The sequence below is a fragment of the Nonomuraea sp. NPDC049624 genome (assembly GCF_040675255.1).
Taxonomy (GTDB): domain Bacteria; phylum Actinomycetota; class Actinomycetes; order Streptosporangiales; family Streptosporangiaceae; genus Nonomuraea.
The window spans coordinates 704,991-717,993 of the sequence record NZ_JBFAOR010000004.1 but is presented as its reverse complement, the minus strand read 5'-3'; the positions used below and the strand labels follow the sequence as shown (position 1 = coordinate 717,993).

At 73.8% G+C, this 13,003-nt stretch carries 13 protein-coding genes; 5 read left to right on the top strand and 8 right to left on the bottom strand.

The annotated features are described in order from the left end of the window. Positions 1 to 31: 31 nt before the first annotated feature. Entirely contained in the window at positions 32 to 1,312 is a 1,281-nt protein-coding gene (locus AB0J76_RS19660) for an FAD-binding protein (RefSeq protein WP_352324233.1), read from the top strand. A gap of 5 nt (positions 1,313 to 1,317) precedes the next feature. On the opposite strand, the gene AB0J76_RS19655 is transcribed toward AB0J76_RS19660, so the two are convergent. Both AB0J76_RS19655 and AB0J76_RS19650 read right to left on the bottom strand, forming a co-directional pair. Next, a complete protein-coding gene (locus tag AB0J76_RS19655; RefSeq protein WP_352324231.1) occupies positions 1,318 to 2,394 on the bottom strand; it encodes a winged helix DNA-binding domain-containing protein in 1,077 nt (358 codons plus the stop codon). Then, positions 2,391 to 3,563: an epoxide hydrolase gene (locus AB0J76_RS19650; protein WP_352324230.1), complete on the bottom strand. Its 1,173-nt coding sequence runs from the start codon at positions 3,561 to 3,563 to the stop codon at positions 2,391 to 2,393. Before AB0J76_RS19650 ends, AB0J76_RS19655 begins: the two co-directional genes overlap by 4 nt. 62 nt (positions 3,564 to 3,625) lie before the next feature. On the opposite strand from AB0J76_RS19650, the gene AB0J76_RS19645 reads away from it, so the two are divergent. After that, complete coding sequence (locus AB0J76_RS19645; RefSeq protein WP_352324228.1) at positions 3,626 to 4,606, top strand: YafY family protein; 981 nt, start codon at positions 3,626 to 3,628, stop codon at positions 4,604 to 4,606. A 39-nt stretch (positions 4,607 to 4,645) separates the two neighbouring features. Here AB0J76_RS19645 and AB0J76_RS19640 read toward each other — a convergent pair whose 3' ends face one another. After that, a complete protein-coding gene (locus tag AB0J76_RS19640) occupies positions 4,646 to 5,389 on the bottom strand; it encodes a crotonase/enoyl-CoA hydratase family protein (RefSeq protein WP_352324227.1) in 744 nt (247 codons plus the stop codon). 77 nt (positions 5,390 to 5,466) lie between these two features. Beyond that, positions 5,467 to 7,119, bottom strand: a complete 1,653-nt coding sequence (locus tag AB0J76_RS19635; RefSeq protein WP_352324225.1) for an acyl-CoA dehydrogenase family protein — start codon at positions 7,117 to 7,119, stop codon at positions 5,467 to 5,469. A 31-nt stretch (positions 7,120 to 7,150) separates the two neighbouring features. Between AB0J76_RS19635 and AB0J76_RS19630 the strand changes: the two genes are divergently transcribed. Continuing rightward, complete coding sequence (locus AB0J76_RS19630; protein ID WP_352324224.1) at positions 7,151 to 7,870, top strand: PaaX family transcriptional regulator C-terminal domain-containing protein; 720 nt, start codon at positions 7,151 to 7,153, stop codon at positions 7,868 to 7,870. Between the two features lie 11 nt (positions 7,871 to 7,881). Here AB0J76_RS19630 and AB0J76_RS19625 read toward each other — a convergent pair whose 3' ends face one another. From AB0J76_RS19625 to AB0J76_RS19615, 3 genes are all read right to left on the bottom strand, one after another. After that, a complete protein-coding gene (locus AB0J76_RS19625) occupies positions 7,882 to 8,910 on the bottom strand; it encodes a hypothetical protein (protein WP_352324223.1) in 1,029 nt (342 codons plus the stop codon). An 85-nt stretch (positions 8,911 to 8,995) separates the two neighbouring features. Further along, the gene (locus AB0J76_RS19620; protein ID WP_352324222.1) at positions 8,996 to 10,393 is read right to left on the bottom strand and encodes a glutamate--cysteine ligase; all 1,398 of its coding nucleotides are present in this window, start codon (positions 10,391 to 10,393) and stop codon (positions 8,996 to 8,998) included. A gap of 35 nt (positions 10,394 to 10,428) precedes the next feature. Further along, positions 10,429 to 10,599, bottom strand: coding sequence for a hypothetical protein (locus AB0J76_RS19615; protein ID WP_352324221.1), 171 nt, complete (start codon positions 10,597 to 10,599; stop codon positions 10,429 to 10,431). Between the two features lie 106 nt (positions 10,600 to 10,705). Here AB0J76_RS19615 and AB0J76_RS19610 point away from each other — a divergent pair, with 106 nt between their 5' ends. Next, positions 10,706 to 11,335, top strand: coding sequence for a helix-turn-helix transcriptional regulator (locus tag AB0J76_RS19610; RefSeq protein ID WP_352324220.1), 630 nt, complete (start codon positions 10,706 to 10,708; stop codon positions 11,333 to 11,335). A gap of 1 nt (position 11,336) precedes the next feature. Further along, positions 11,337 to 12,374, top strand: coding sequence for a zinc-dependent alcohol dehydrogenase family protein (locus tag AB0J76_RS19605; RefSeq protein ID WP_352324219.1), 1,038 nt, complete (start codon positions 11,337 to 11,339; stop codon positions 12,372 to 12,374). Between the two features lie 28 nt (positions 12,375 to 12,402). Here the strand turns inward: AB0J76_RS19605 and AB0J76_RS19600 are convergent, their stop codons facing one another. After that, a complete protein-coding gene (locus AB0J76_RS19600) occupies positions 12,403 to 12,891 on the bottom strand; it encodes a carboxymuconolactone decarboxylase family protein (protein ID WP_352324218.1) in 489 nt (162 codons plus the stop codon). Positions 12,892 to 13,003: the final 112 nt, after the last annotated feature.

The following is a 13,003-nucleotide window of genomic DNA, read 5'->3' as shown; positions in this document are numbered from 1 at the left end:
CACGCAAGTGGGACAACGCATCATTAAGCACATGAACGAACTGCGGAACATGACGACCGGTCCGGTGCTGCTCCCCGGCGACGAAGGCTTCGACCAGGCGCGGCGCCCCTGGAACCTGGCGGTGGACCAGCCGGTGCGCGCGGTGGTCGAGGCGGCCGACGCCGACGACGTGGCCGCCGTGATCGGCTACGCCCGCCTGAACGGCCTGGCGGTGACCGCGCAGCCGAGCGGCCACGGCGCGTCCGGCGACACCGAGGGGACGATCCTGCTGCGTACCGGCCGGCTGGGCGGGGTGGAGATCCGCGACGGCGTGGCGCGCGTCGGCGCGGGCGTGAAGTGGGGCGAGGTGCTGGCGGCCGCGAGCCCGCTCGGGCTGACCGGCCTGGCGGGCAGCTCGCCGGTGGTGAGCGTGACCGGTTACACCCTGGGCGGCGGTCTGAGCTGGTTCAGCCGCAAGTACGGCTTCGCCGCCGACGCCGTGCGCGCCGTCGAGGCCGTGGACGCCGACGGCGGCCGGGTCAGGGTGACCGCCGAGCGCGACCCCGACCTGTTCTGGGCCCTGCGCGGCGGCGGCGGCGACTTCGCAATCGTGACGGCGCTGGAGTTCGACCTGCAGCCCGCGCCCTTCCTGTACGGCGGCCGCATCATCTGGCCGGCCGACCGCGCCGAGCAGGTCATGGCAGCCTTCCGCGAGGTCACCGCCGGCGCGCCGGAGGAGCTGTCGGTGTGGTTCCAGCTGCTGACGCCGCCCGGCGCCCCCGGCTTCGTCATGGCCGACTGCACCTACCTCGGGGCCGACCCGGGGGCGCTGCTGCGGCCGTTCGAGGCGGTGGGCGGGGCGATCGCCGACACCAGGCGGCGGCTGCCGGTGGCCGAGCTGGCCTCGATCTGCGACGAGCCGGTCGATCCGAGCCCGGGCGTGGGCCACACCGAGCTGCTGACCAGGCTGGACGACGAGGTCGCCGGCGTGCTGGCCGGCGAGCCGATCGAGCCGCTGCTGGCGGTGCAGGTCCGGCACCTGGGCGGGGCCGTGGCCAGGCCGGCCGAGGGCGGGGGCGCGGTGGAGCGGCTGGCGGAGCCGTACCTCGTGCACGCGCTGGGCCTGCCGTCGCCGGAGGTGTCGGAGCGGATGGAGCGGCTCGGCAAGTCGCTGGTGCCGTTCAGCAGCGGGCGGCGTCCGTTCACCATGCTGCACGGCGGGGAGCAGGCGGCGGCGGCGTTCTCGCCGGAGACGCTGGCCCGGCTGCGCGACCTCAAGCGCGCCCGCGACCCGCTGAGCGTCATCAGGTCCAACTTCCCGGTGCTGGGCTGAGCGGCCTACGGTTCGTCGAGGACCAGGTCGCACGTCGCCCGAGGCTCCAGGAAGGCGCACAGCCGGACGGCCTCGGCCAGCAGGGCGTCACGATCGGCACGGCGCAGCGGGGTGAGCGGCCGGATGCGCAGCGTCCGGTCCCGGATCCGCCAGGTGCCCTGCCACATGCCGTCGACCAGGAAGGTGCCGGTGGTCGCGCCGTTGCCCGGGGGGAGCGGGACGGGGCGGTCGCCGGGGATCACCCGGCTCCGGTCCTTGTGTGACAGCAGCAGATTGTCGTATTCGGGGAGGAATCTGGGCGGGGCGGGCACGTCCTCGGCCGGGCGGGGCGCGTCGGGCAGGTCGTACAGCACCTGCCGCTCCTCCCCGCGGAACACCCGCAGGGGCAGCCGTTCCACCACCTCGCGCAGCCGGGTCAGCCCGGACCACAGCTGGACGTCCGCGACGCTCGCCGGGCCGAACGCGCCGAGAAAGCGCAGCACCAGCGCGTCCACCGGCGCCGGGCGCAGCGGCGCGCCCAGCCAGCTCTCCACGGGCGTCCACACGGCGGGGCCGGTGCCGCCCCAGACGCCCCGCGGCGGCACCTGGCACAGCGCGAGGTGATGCGTGACCGCGTAGGCCAGCGCGCTCGGATCGGCGCCCGGCCGGCTCCGCGCGAGCAGCCTGCCCAGCTCGCCGCGGGTGCGCGGCCGCTCGGCCAGCAGCCGCCCGGCCTGTTCGAGCAGCGCCTCGCGGTCCGCGTCGCCGAGGCCGTCACGGAAGTGCGCGCGGAAGCCGGCGGCGTGCAGCGGACCGAACAGCGCGCGCCAGCCCAGGCAGTCGCGCGCGCTGACGAGGTGCACGGTGTTGCGCATCAGGTGCAGCCGCACCACCTGGCGCCGCTCGGTCAGCGCCGACAGCTCGTCCGGCGCGAAGCCCTGCAGACGCGTCCACAACCCCACGTACGGGGCCAGCGGCGCCTGGGACTGCATGCCGGCCAGATGCTCGATCGCGTCGATCGCCCGCTCCGGCGCGCGTTCCAGCAGGTACTGGCGGGCCAGCGTGGCCCGGTTGAGGCGACGCCGGCTCAGCACGTCGCTCATCGCAGCGGCCCGAAGAAGGCCTGCAGGTCGGCCGCCAGCAGGGCGGGGGCCTCCATCGCGGGGAAGTGCCTGCCGCGCTCGAACTCGCTCCAGTGCGCGCCGGCCGGCGCGGGCACCAGCCTGCGCACGGTCTCGTCGGCGCCGAAGACCGCGAACCCCTGCGGCACGGCGGGCGGCGCGCCCCAGTCGGCGGAGTGGGCCTGCTCGTACAGGGTGTGCGCGGCGGAGGCGCCCGAGCCGGTGAACCAGTACAGGCTGACCGTGGTGAGCAGCTGGTCGCGGTCGACCGGCAGGTCGGTCCACTCGTGGACCTTCTCGGCGATCCAGGCGAGTTGCAGCAGCGGCGAGTCGGCCAGGCCGTAGCCGATGGTCTGCGGCCTGGTGTTCTGGATGGCCAGGTAGCCGGAGCCGTCCTGCTGGAAGGCGTGCATCCGGCTCAGGATCAGCTTGTCGACCGGGTCGCCGGCGTCGAGCCGGTCGGCGATCCCCGGCATGAAGGTGGCGACGTTCGCGGCGGTGAACGGATCGGTCACCACGTGCACGCCGACGACGTGCTCGCCGTCGAGGCCGGCGACCAGGCCGGACACGCCCGCGCCGACGTCGCCGCCGTGCACGCCGTACCGCTGGTAGCCGAGCCGGGCCATCAGCTCGGCCCAGGCGCGGGCGGTGCGCCCCATCGACCAGCCGGTCCCGCCCAGCGGCGTGGAGAAGGCGTAGCCGGGCAGGGACGGCGCGACGACGTGGAAGGCCGGGCCCTCGTCCGGGTCGACCAGCGGCTCGATCAGGTGCAGGAACTCGGCGACGGAGCTCGGGTAGCCGTGGGTGATCAGCAGCGGCCTGGCGTCGGGGCGGTCGGACCGGACGTGCAGGAAGTGGATGCGCTGGCCGTCGATCTCGGTGGTGAACTGCGGGTACTGGTTGAGCCTGGCCTCGTGGGCGCGCCAGTCGTACTGCGTGCGCCAGTGTCCGGCGAGCTCCTTCAGGTGGCCGAGCGGCACGCCGCGGGTCCATCCGACGCCGGGCAGCTCGGCGGGCCAGCGGGCGTGGGCGAGCCGGTCGTGCAGGTGGTCGAGGTCGGCCTGGGGGATCTCGACGCGGAAGGGCTGGATGTCGTCGCGCACGGCGCTTCTCCTCGTGAACGGCTCGGCCATGAGTGCTCTTGCGCTCATGCGGAGAACACTAGGAACATTCGCGGAAAGGATCGTTCCTAGATTGTCGTCAGGATCGAAGAATGCTGGAAACCTCGGCGCGGCTGCTGCGCCTGCTGTCCCTGTTCCAGGCCCGGCGCGACTGGACGAGCACCGAGCTGGCCGCCCGGCTCGGCGTCACCACCCGCACCGTCCGCAACGACGTCGGCCGGTTGCGCGCGCTCGGCTACCCGGTCGACGCGCGGCCGGGCGTGGCCGGCGGCTACCGGCTCGGCTCGGACGGCGCCCTGCCGCCGCTGCTGCTGGACGACGACGAGGCGGTGGCCGTCGCGATCGGCCTGCGCACCGCCGCGAGCGGCTCGATCGCGGGGATCGAGGAGACCTCGATGCGGGCGCTGGCCAAGCTGCAGCAGGTGCTGCCCGCGCGGCTGCGGCACCGGGTGAGCGCCTTCCAGTCGTACGCGCTGCCGATGCCGTCGCGCGGCTCGCAGGTGGATCCGGACGTGCTGACCGTGATCGCGAGCGCGTGCCGCGACCATGAGCGGCTGCGGTTCGACTACCGGGCGCATTCCGGGGCGGCCGGCAGGCGCTCGGTGGAGCCGTACCGCCTGGTGCACGACCGGCGGCGCTGGTATCTGGTGGCCTGGGACCTCGACCGGGACGACTGGCGCACCTTCCGGGCCGACCGGATCGAACCGCGGACGCCGACGGGCCCGCGTTTCACGCCCCGCGAGCTGCCGCCCGACCACGAGATCACGGCGCGGGTGGCCCGCGGGGCCGGCGAGGCGACCTGGCGCTACCGCGCGCGGGTGATCGTGCACGCGCCCGCCTCGCACGTGCGCGACCGGCTGCCGATCCCGGTTGACGTGCGGCCGCTGGGCGAGGACCGGTGCGTGTTCGAGCCGGGCTCGGACCACCCGGAGATGCTCGCCCTCCACCTGGGCATGCTGGAGGCGGACTTCACGGTCGAGGACTCGCCGGAGCTGGTGGCCGCGCTCCGCACGCTGACGACCCGCTACCAGCGCGCGATCGACGCCGCCGACCAGCCACCCGGCACGCCTTAGAAGGCCGCGCCCGGCCAGGCGACGCCCGCCGGTGCCGTGTCAGGCGGGGGCGCCGTGGCGGCCGGCGCCGGCGGCGAATCTGGCGGCGCCCTCCGCCGCGTCCGGCAGCGAGACCAGGCCGTGGCGCAGCTCGTTGCGCATGGCCTCGTCCTCCGGCAGGCCGTGCTGCTCCAGCAGCGACATGCGGTCGCCGCGCAGGCACGCCTGCGGGAACGCGGCGATCCGCGCGGCCAGCTCCTCGGCCTCCCGCCGGGCCGTGCCGGTGGGCACCAGGCGGTTGACCAGGCCCATGTCACGGGCCTCCGGGGCGCTCACCGCGCGGCCGGTCAGGATCATGTCCATGGCGCGGGAGGCGCCGACGAGCCGGGGCAGCCGCACCGTGCCGCCGTCGATCAGCGGCACGCCCCAGCGGCGGCAGAACACGCCGAACACCGCGTCCTGCTCGGCCACCCGCAGGTCGCACCAGAGGGCGAGCTCCAGCCCGCCGGCCACGGCGTGCCCGGCGACGGCCGCGATCACCGGCTTGGACAGGCGCATCCTGGTGGGCCCCATGGGGCCGTCGCCGTCCTCGCCGACGTGGTTGTCCAGCGCCTTGAGGTCGGCCCCGGCGCAGAACGTGCCGCCCTCGCCCCACAACACCGCCACGGCCGCGTCGGAGCGCTCGAAGCCGGCGAACGCGTCGGTGAGCGCGTCGGCGGTCTTCCTGTCCACCGCGTTGCGCGCCTCCGGCCTGCTGATGACGACGGTGGTGACGGGCCCCTCGCGCTCGACGCGTACGGTCATGCGACCCTCCTCCGGGGAACGTGCGGCTTCGCCTCGGGGAACTCGGGGAAACTCGGGGAAACCTGCCGAGCGTACCCTCAGGCGAGGGCCCCGGCCAGCAACGTGTCGAAGTGGTCGGCGGCCGGGGCGTCGATGCCGCGCAGCGGGCCGCGCTCGGCCAGGTGCGCCTCGGCGTACAGGCGGGCGACCAGGGCCTTGCGCCCGTCGTCGAGGCCCCAGCCGGCCTGGTCCTCCAGCAGGGCGGCGGCGTAGACGTCGGCCATGAACTGGGCCAGCGGGTAGAGGCGTTCCTCGGCGAGCGCCGGGTCGAGCCCGTGCCAGGCCGCGACGGCCTTGGACAGGTCGTCGATCCGCGCGTGCACCAGGTCGGAGGTGGCCAGGGCGCGCAGCCGGGCCAGGAGCGGCACGTGCGCCTCCTCGCGGAGCATGGCGCGGCGCACGTCCAGGCACAGGATGTTGTCGCCGCCCTCCCAGATCGGGTTGACCTGGGCGTCGCGCAGCAGCCTGGCCACCGGCCACTGCTCGATGTAGCCGTTGCCGCCGTGCACCTCGATCGCGTCGCTGGCCGCCGTCAGGCCGAGCCGGGCGGCGCGCAGCTTGATCAGCGCGGGCCCGAGCCGCAGCCGGGGGCCGACCAGGCCGTCGAACACCATCGCCTGGGCGGCCTCGACCTCGACGATCAGCTCGGCCAGCTTGCGGCGCATCAGGGGCTGGTCGATGAGCGGACGGCCGAACGCCTCGCGGGAACGCGCGTAGCAGACGGACTCGACCAGGGCCCGCCTGGCCACGCCGACGCCCATCATGGCCACGCCCAGGCGGGAGGCGTTGGTGAGCTTCATCATCGTGCCGAGCCCGGAGCCGGAGCCCCGGCCGGCCAGCAGGAACGCCTCGGCGTCGGTGAACTCGACCTCGGCCGAGGCGACCGAGCGGGTGCCCAGCTTGTCCTTCAGCCGCCGGATGCGCACCCCGTTGCGCGAGCCGTCGCGCCGCTCCCACAGCGCCAGGAACGGCGCCACCGACCCGTCGGGCGTGCGGGCGAGCACCACGAACGCCGAGCCGTTGGCGTTGGAGGCGAACCACTTGAACCCGGTCAGCCGCCACGCCTCCCCGTCGGGCTCGGCCCACGCCTCCAGGGCGGCCAGGTCGGAGCCGCCGGTGCGTTCGGTGAACATCTGGGCGGCCTCGCCGGAGTAGTAGCCGTCGGCGAAGATCTCCCGGACCCGGTCGCGTACGTCCGGCGGCGCGTGCTTCTCGGCCAGCGAGACCACCATGTCCCCGCCGGTGCCGAGTGCGCAGCCCATCCCGATGTCGGCCTGGTCGAGCAGGTACGTCCAGGCCGCCGCCAGCGCGGCCGGGTCCGCCCCGTTCGCCCGTGCCTCCTCGGCGAACGCCGGCGAGGTGAAGTTGTCCTCCATGAGCGCCGCGCGCGCGGCCTGGAAGGACGGCGGCATGACGACCCGGCTGACGTCCCTGCCCCACTTGTCGTACTTCTCCAGGCGGGGCGGGTTGCGGTCGGTCTCCTCGGCGCACTCGGCGACCAGGCCGCCCATCAGCGCGCCGAGCCGTTCGAGGCGGGGCTCGGCCCAGGCGAAGCCGTCGCCGAGGTGGCGCCGCATGAGCAGGCGCAGCGTGGGGTCGCAGGTCCACCAGTTGCGCCCGGCCGCCCCCTGGTAGCGCTCGGTGGCGTAGCGGTCGCTGTGGTCGAAAGGTTCGATGAGATACCGGCCCATACTCGCGAGTGTTACATATAATCAACACGCGATGGAAGACCGTAACACCTCACTCAGCGCCCGGTCGGCGGTGCTGAGCGCGCTGCTCGGCAGCCACCCGCCCCGGCTGCCCGCCCGTCACCTGGTGCGCATCGGCGCGCTGTTCGGCATCGCCGAGGGCACGGTCCGGGTGGCGCTGTCGCGCATGGTGGCGGCCGGCGACCTGACGCAGCAGGGCGGCCGCTACACGCTGTCCGAGCGGCTCGTCGAGCGCCAGGCCCGGCAGGACGAGAGCCGCGACCCGCACACCAGGCCGTGGGACGGCACCTGGGAGGTGGCGGTGGTCACCGCCGAGCGCCGCGCCCCGGCCGACCGGGCCGCGTTCCGGCACACGATGTCCGCGCTGCGCATGGGCGAGCTGCGCGAGGGCACCTGGCTGCGTCCGGCCAACCTGGTGCGCGAGTGGCCCGAGACCGTCACCGCGCAGTGCACCCTGATCGACGGCCGCCCGCACGGCGACCCCACCCCGCTGCTGTGGGACCTCGACGGCTGGGCGGCCGAGGCGGCCCGGCTGGAGCGGGCGCTCGATCGGGCCGACGGGCTGGCCGAGGGCTTCCTGGTCTCGGCCGCCGTGCTGCGCCACCTGCTGGCCGACCCGCTGCTGCCCGCCGAGCTGCTGCCCGCGGGCTGGCCGGGAGCCGCCCTGCGGGCCCGCTACGACGCCTTCGACCGCCGCTACCGCGAGGTCCTGCGCGCCCACATGGAAGGCTGAGCCCTGCTGAATCAGAGCTCGACGCCGAAGACGATGCGCTTGTTCCTGAACTCGGTGACGCTCCACACCTTGCCGCCGCGCACCGTCAGGTCCTCGGGCCCGATCGGGTAGGGCCTGGTCAGCAGCTTGTCGCCGCTGTGGACGAGTAGTTTGCCGTTGGTGGCGGCGTCGGCCGCCTGGCTCAGGTACCACTTGCCGCCCCACGAGACCGCGCCCTGGATCTTGGGGTGGCCCATGACGAAGGCGTCCTTGGGCGTGCCGTCCGTCAGCGGCAGGTTCCAGCGGGCGACCCACCCGCCGGGGTCGTTCTCCCGGTACTCGCCGGCGACCAGCGCGGGCGTGCCGCCGCTGCGGTCGACCGACAGGAACGAGAAGTGCGGCCCGCCGCGCACGAGCTTCCAGCAGTCGGTCTGCGGGAGCAGGTAGCGGTAGCCGAAGGCGTGGAACCGGCCGCCGGAGCGCCCGATGCGCGCGGGGTCGCCCAGGTCGGGCTGGGCGGTGCGCAGGTCGAGCAGGTTGCCCAGGTCGAAGACGCGCAGGCCGTTGAAGGTGTCGGCGACGTAGAGCAGGTCGCCGTGGCAGGCCAGGCCGCCCGCGTGCACGTCGATCGGCCCGTACGAGCCGTCGGGCCTGGCCTCGACCAGCAGCGCGTGCTGGTACTTCAGCGTCCGGGGGCTCAGGAACGACACCCTGATCCCCCGCTCGCCCGCCGCCGGCTTGAAGTACCAGCTCACCAGCAGCACCGGCACGCCGATGGCGCCGGACTCCTCGCCGCAGGTCACGCCCTGCGGGTACCAGTCGACCGTGTCCTGGTCCTTCGCGTCGAAGGCGTACCAGTCCGCCGGCCTGGGCCGCATCGAGCCCAGCGCCGCCGTCGCGCCCTTGTGGACGGCGGTCCTGTTGGCGTGCGCCAGCAGGGCCTCGACCCCGGTCGCGCCGATCTCCCCGGCCAGCTTCGCCGCCCCCGTGGCCAGCGTCCCCGTGGCCCGCGTTAACGCGTAGGGCGCCTTGTCGGCCGGTGCCATCCCCGTCGCCGCCATTTCTGCCTCACTTCGTCCGTCTCTCGGAGTAGTTTGACGGACGTGCGGCGGCATTTGTTGGCGTTCAGTGCCAGTTCAGTCCCGTTCAGTCCCACAGGTGCACCGGCAGGCCCGACAGGGCCAGCTCGCGGTAGCGGCGCACGAGCCGTTCCCGGTCGCCGCCGAAGCGCGCCAGCGCCTCGCGCTGCCAGACCGCGCCGGTGCGCCGCAGCCGGGTGCGCTGGGCGATGACGTCCAGGGCGGTGTCGGCGTCGTGCGGGGTCACCCCGGCCGCCAGCAGCGCGGCCCGCGCCTCGGGCAGCAGCCTGAGCACCAGGTCGGCGGCCTCGAACTCGCCGTCCAGGCCCGGCCAGGTCAGCTTGGCCTCCAGCCCGTCCTGGGCGGCGCGGTAGAAGTTCTGGTACGCCTCGGCGAACCGGTAGCCGGTCAGGTCCCGCTCGGCCTGCGACAACGTCAGCCCCAGCAGGAACGCCGTGTTCGCGGTCATGTCCGCGCACGAGGGCCCGGCGGGCAGCGCGCGCATCTCGACCCGCAGGTGGCCGCCGTCGGCCGGGTCGTAGACGGGCCGGTTCCACTGCCAGATCGTGCCCTGGTGCAGCCGCAGCTCCGGCACCTCGTGCGGCTCGGCGTCGTCGGACAGGTCGGGCACGATCGGCTCGTAGTCCTGGACGTACCGCTCGAACAGCTCGTGCGCGCCCTCCCGCACCCAGTCCGAGCCGAACGTGACCCGCCCGTCCCTGCGCCCGCGCCGCTCCACGTCACGGTCGTCGGCCGCCTCCTCCATCAGCGCGATCCGCGTCTCCGCCCACAACTGCCTGCCCAGGAAGAACGGCGAGTTGCCGCACGCGGCCAGCACCGGCCCGATGGCGAGCTGGGCGGCGTTGAACAGCCGGGCGAAGCGGTCGGGCGGCGTGCGGATGTGCACCTGCCAGGAGGTGTTGGCGCTCTCCAGGATCACGTCCTCCACCGACAGCTCCAGGTCCTCGATCTTGACGAGGAACGGTTCCAGCCGCAGCCGCCTGATGCCCCTGCTCATGGCCCGGTAGCGGTTCTGGTCGCTCATCGCGCCGATGGTGAAGTCCTCGGCGGCCAGCGTGGGCAGGATGCCGATCGGCAGGGCGCCGCCGCCCTCGACGGCGGCGTCCACCTTGGTCACCGTCTCCTGGATCTCGGCCCCCATGCGCTCGAAGGGCGCGCCGGCCAGCGGCATCGGGGTGAGGTTGACCTCGATGTTGAAGCGGCCCAGTTCGAGCACGACGCGCGGGTCGTCGAGCCTGTCCCGCACCTCGTCGTTGCGCGGCAGCGGCCGTCCTTGCTCGTCAATGAGGAACAGCTCCAGTTCGGCCCCGATGGTGGCCGGCCCCTGGCCGAAGCCAGGGGTTTCGAGCAGCTCGCGAAGAGTGCCGAGCTGCTCCCGGATGCGTTCTCCGAAGCGCGCGTACTCCGCCTCGGAGAACCGCTCTTTGTCCAGATCTCGTCCCATCGCCCCCTTCTGTCCAGTACGCAAGTGTCCACACCTCACCAGCCGATCGATCCCGCGTCCTCCAGGTAGGCGCCGGTCGGGCCGTCGGCGTCCAGGGTCGCCAGCCGGACGACGATGGCCGCGCCCTGCTCGGCTGTGCGGAAGCCGGTGTGGGCGTTGAGGTCGGTTTGGCGCCCGTGATCAGGGCAGTCGTCGTCATGGCCCAACGTTCTCCCAGGCCGCAGCGGCGACGGGAGAGACCCGCGGAAGCTGGGATCAGCGGTACCACCTTCGCGCGCCCGCTCACCTGGCCTCAGGACGGAGGATGGAGGCATGAACCGCGACGAACTGGCCGGCTTCCTGCGCAACAGGCGCGCCCGCGTCACCCCGTCCGACGTGGGCCTGCCCGGCGGCGGACGCCGGCGCACGCCCGGCCTGCGGCGCCAGGAGGTGGCCCAGCTCGCCGGGATGTCGATCGACTACTACATCCGGCTGGAGCAGGGCCGGGGGCCGCACCCGTCGCGGCAGGTGCTGGGCGCGCTCGGCCGGGCGCTCATGCTGGACCAGGACGAGCGCAACGTGATCCGCTGGGTGTTCATGTCGCCCGGCATCGCCGAGCACCTGTCGGACGAGGAGAAGGGCCGCTTCGCCCGCGCCTCGGTCGCCGACCTGCGCGTGGCCGCCGGCCGCTACCCCGACGACCGGGCGCTGCGGGCGCTGGTGGCCGAGATGCCGGCGCTCAGCCCCGAGTTCGCCGAGCTGTGGGCCCGGCACGAGGTGGAGGTGCGCAGGGAGCAGCGCAAACAGGTCATCCATCCGGTCGTCGGCACGATCGACGCCATCTGCCAGGTGCTCCCGGTGCCCGACCGCGACGACCTGCGGCTGGTGCTCTACACCACCGAACCCGGCTCGCCCTCCCACCGGGCCTTGCGCGACCTGCGGCGACTCACTCTAAGCTCATGAGATGCGAGCGGTTGCCTTTGACGTCTTCGGCGGGGAGCTCGACCTGCGCGAGCTGCCCGATCCCACCCCCGCGCCCGGCGGGGCGGTGATCCGGGTCGAGGCGACCGGGCTGTGCCGCTCCGACTGGCACGGCTGGCAGGGGCACGACCCCGACATCAAGGTCCTCCCCCACGTGCCCGGCCACGAGCTGGCGGGCGTGATCGAGGCCGTGGGCCCCGACGTGCGGGGCTGGCTGCCGGGGGCGCGGGTCACCGTGCCGTTCATCTGCGCCTGCGGCACCTGCGCGGCCTGCGCCACGGGCGAGCAGCAGGTGTGCGAGCGGCAGACCCAGCCGGGCTTCACCCACTGGGGCTCCTTCGCCGAGTACGTCGCCGTCGACCACGCCGACGTCAACCTCGTCCCGATCCCCGAGGAGATGGCCTACGCCACCGCCGCCGGGCTCGGCTGCCGCTTCGCCACCGCTTTCCGGGCGGTCGTCCAGGTGGGCGAGGTGCGTCCGGGAGAGTGGGTGGCGGTGCACGGCTGCGGCGGGGTCGGGCTGTCGGCGGTGATGATCGCGGCGGCGTCCGGGGCGCGGGTGGTGGCCGTGGACATCAGCGCCGACGCACTGGAACTGGCCGAGCTGGCCGGGGCCACGCACTTCGTCGACGGTTCGGCCGGCGACGCGGCGGCCCAGGTCAGGGAGCTGACCAGGGGCGGCGCGCACGTCTCGCTCGACGCGCTGGGCAGCCCCCGCACGTGCGCGGCCTCGGTCGAGAGCCTGCGCAGGCGGGGGCGGCACGTCCAGGTCGGCCTGCTGCCGGGCGGCGCGACGCCGGTGCCGATGGACCGCGTGATCGGCCACGAGCTGCGGCTGCTGGGCAGCCACGGCATGGCCGCGCACGCCTACCCGCCCATGCTGGAGCTGATCAGGGCCGGGATCCTGCACCCCGACCAGCTCGTCACCCGGACGATCGGCCTGGCCGACGCGGGCAAGGCGCTGGCCTCGATCGGCTCGGTCCCGGGCGTGACGATGATCCTCCCCCGGGCGGGCGCGTGAGGGCCGCGTACAGATGAGTGAGGGGGGCTCACTCCTCCAGCTGCACGCGGAACGCCCTGAGCACCAGCGCCAGCATGGCGTAGTGCGCGACCAGGACGACCAGCTCGATCCTGCGCACCTCGTCGTAGCGGTCGCACAGGGCGGCCCAGGTGGCGTCGGTGAGGTCGCCCGCGTAGTGGAGGTCGTCGGCCACCTGTAACACCAGGCGGTCCTCGACGGGCCAGAGGGCGTCGAGCTGGCGGACCGACTCGATCTCCACGTCGGTCAGGCCCACCTCGCGGGCGATGCGGGCGTGATGGGCCCATTCGTAGGCGCTGCCGCTGTGGAAGGCGGTGCGCAGGATGGCCAGCTCGCGGTCGCGGGCCGGCAGCGTGCCGTTGAGCAGCGCGCCGCCGAAGCGCAGCCAGCCCTGGTAGAGCGCGGGGTGCCGGCCCAGCGTCGTGAAGACGTTCTGGGGGTTCGCCTGCTGAAAGTCGTCCCATTCCGCAGGAGGCAGGGGCTTCACTCGAGGCTTCATGGCCTTGAGCATTCCCCAAATGAGCGTCCACTTGTCGGCGGCGGCTTTACCGTCACTTAGGAGGACTTTCCACAGTGCGGGCTTTACGTCAGGATTGAGTGGCCCGCAGGAC

Bases quoted from the DNA above. Each gene is read 5' to 3' on its own strand.
- AB0J76_RS19605 (WP_352324219.1), top strand. From the start codon at position 11,337: ATGCGAGCGGTTGCCTTTGACGTCTTCGGCGGGGAGCTCGACCTGCGC.
- AB0J76_RS19660 (WP_352324233.1), top strand. From the start codon at position 32: ATGAACGAACTGCGGAACATGACGACCGGTCCGGTGCTGCTCCCCGGC.
- AB0J76_RS19645 (WP_352324228.1), top strand. From the start codon at position 3,626: ATGCTGGAAACCTCGGCGCGGCTGCTGCGCCTGCTGTCCCTGTTCCAG.
- AB0J76_RS19655 (WP_352324231.1), bottom strand. From the start codon at position 2,394: ATGAGCGACGTGCTGAGCCGGCGTCGCCTCAACCGGGCCACGCTGGCC.
- AB0J76_RS19625 (WP_352324223.1), bottom strand. From the start codon at position 8,910: ATGGCGGCGACGGGGATGGCACCGGCCGACAAGGCGCCCTACGCGTTA.
- AB0J76_RS19620 (WP_352324222.1), bottom strand. From the start codon at position 10,393: ATGGGACGAGATCTGGACAAAGAGCGGTTCTCCGAGGCGGAGTACGCG.
- AB0J76_RS19650 (WP_352324230.1), bottom strand. From the start codon at position 3,563: ATGAGCGCAAGAGCACTCATGGCCGAGCCGTTCACGAGGAGAAGCGCC.
- AB0J76_RS19630 (WP_352324224.1), top strand. From the start codon at position 7,151: ATGGAAGACCGTAACACCTCACTCAGCGCCCGGTCGGCGGTGCTGAGC.
- AB0J76_RS19640 (WP_352324227.1), bottom strand. From the start codon at position 5,389: ATGACCGTACGCGTCGAGCGCGAGGGGCCCGTCACCACCGTCGTCATC.
- AB0J76_RS19600 (WP_352324218.1), bottom strand. From the start codon at position 12,891: ATGAAGCCTCGAGTGAAGCCCCTGCCTCCTGCGGAATGGGACGACTTT.
- AB0J76_RS19610 (WP_352324220.1), top strand. From the start codon at position 10,706: ATGAACCGCGACGAACTGGCCGGCTTCCTGCGCAACAGGCGCGCCCGC.
- AB0J76_RS19635 (WP_352324225.1), bottom strand. From the start codon at position 7,119: ATGGGCCGGTATCTCATCGAACCTTTCGACCACAGCGACCGCTACGCC.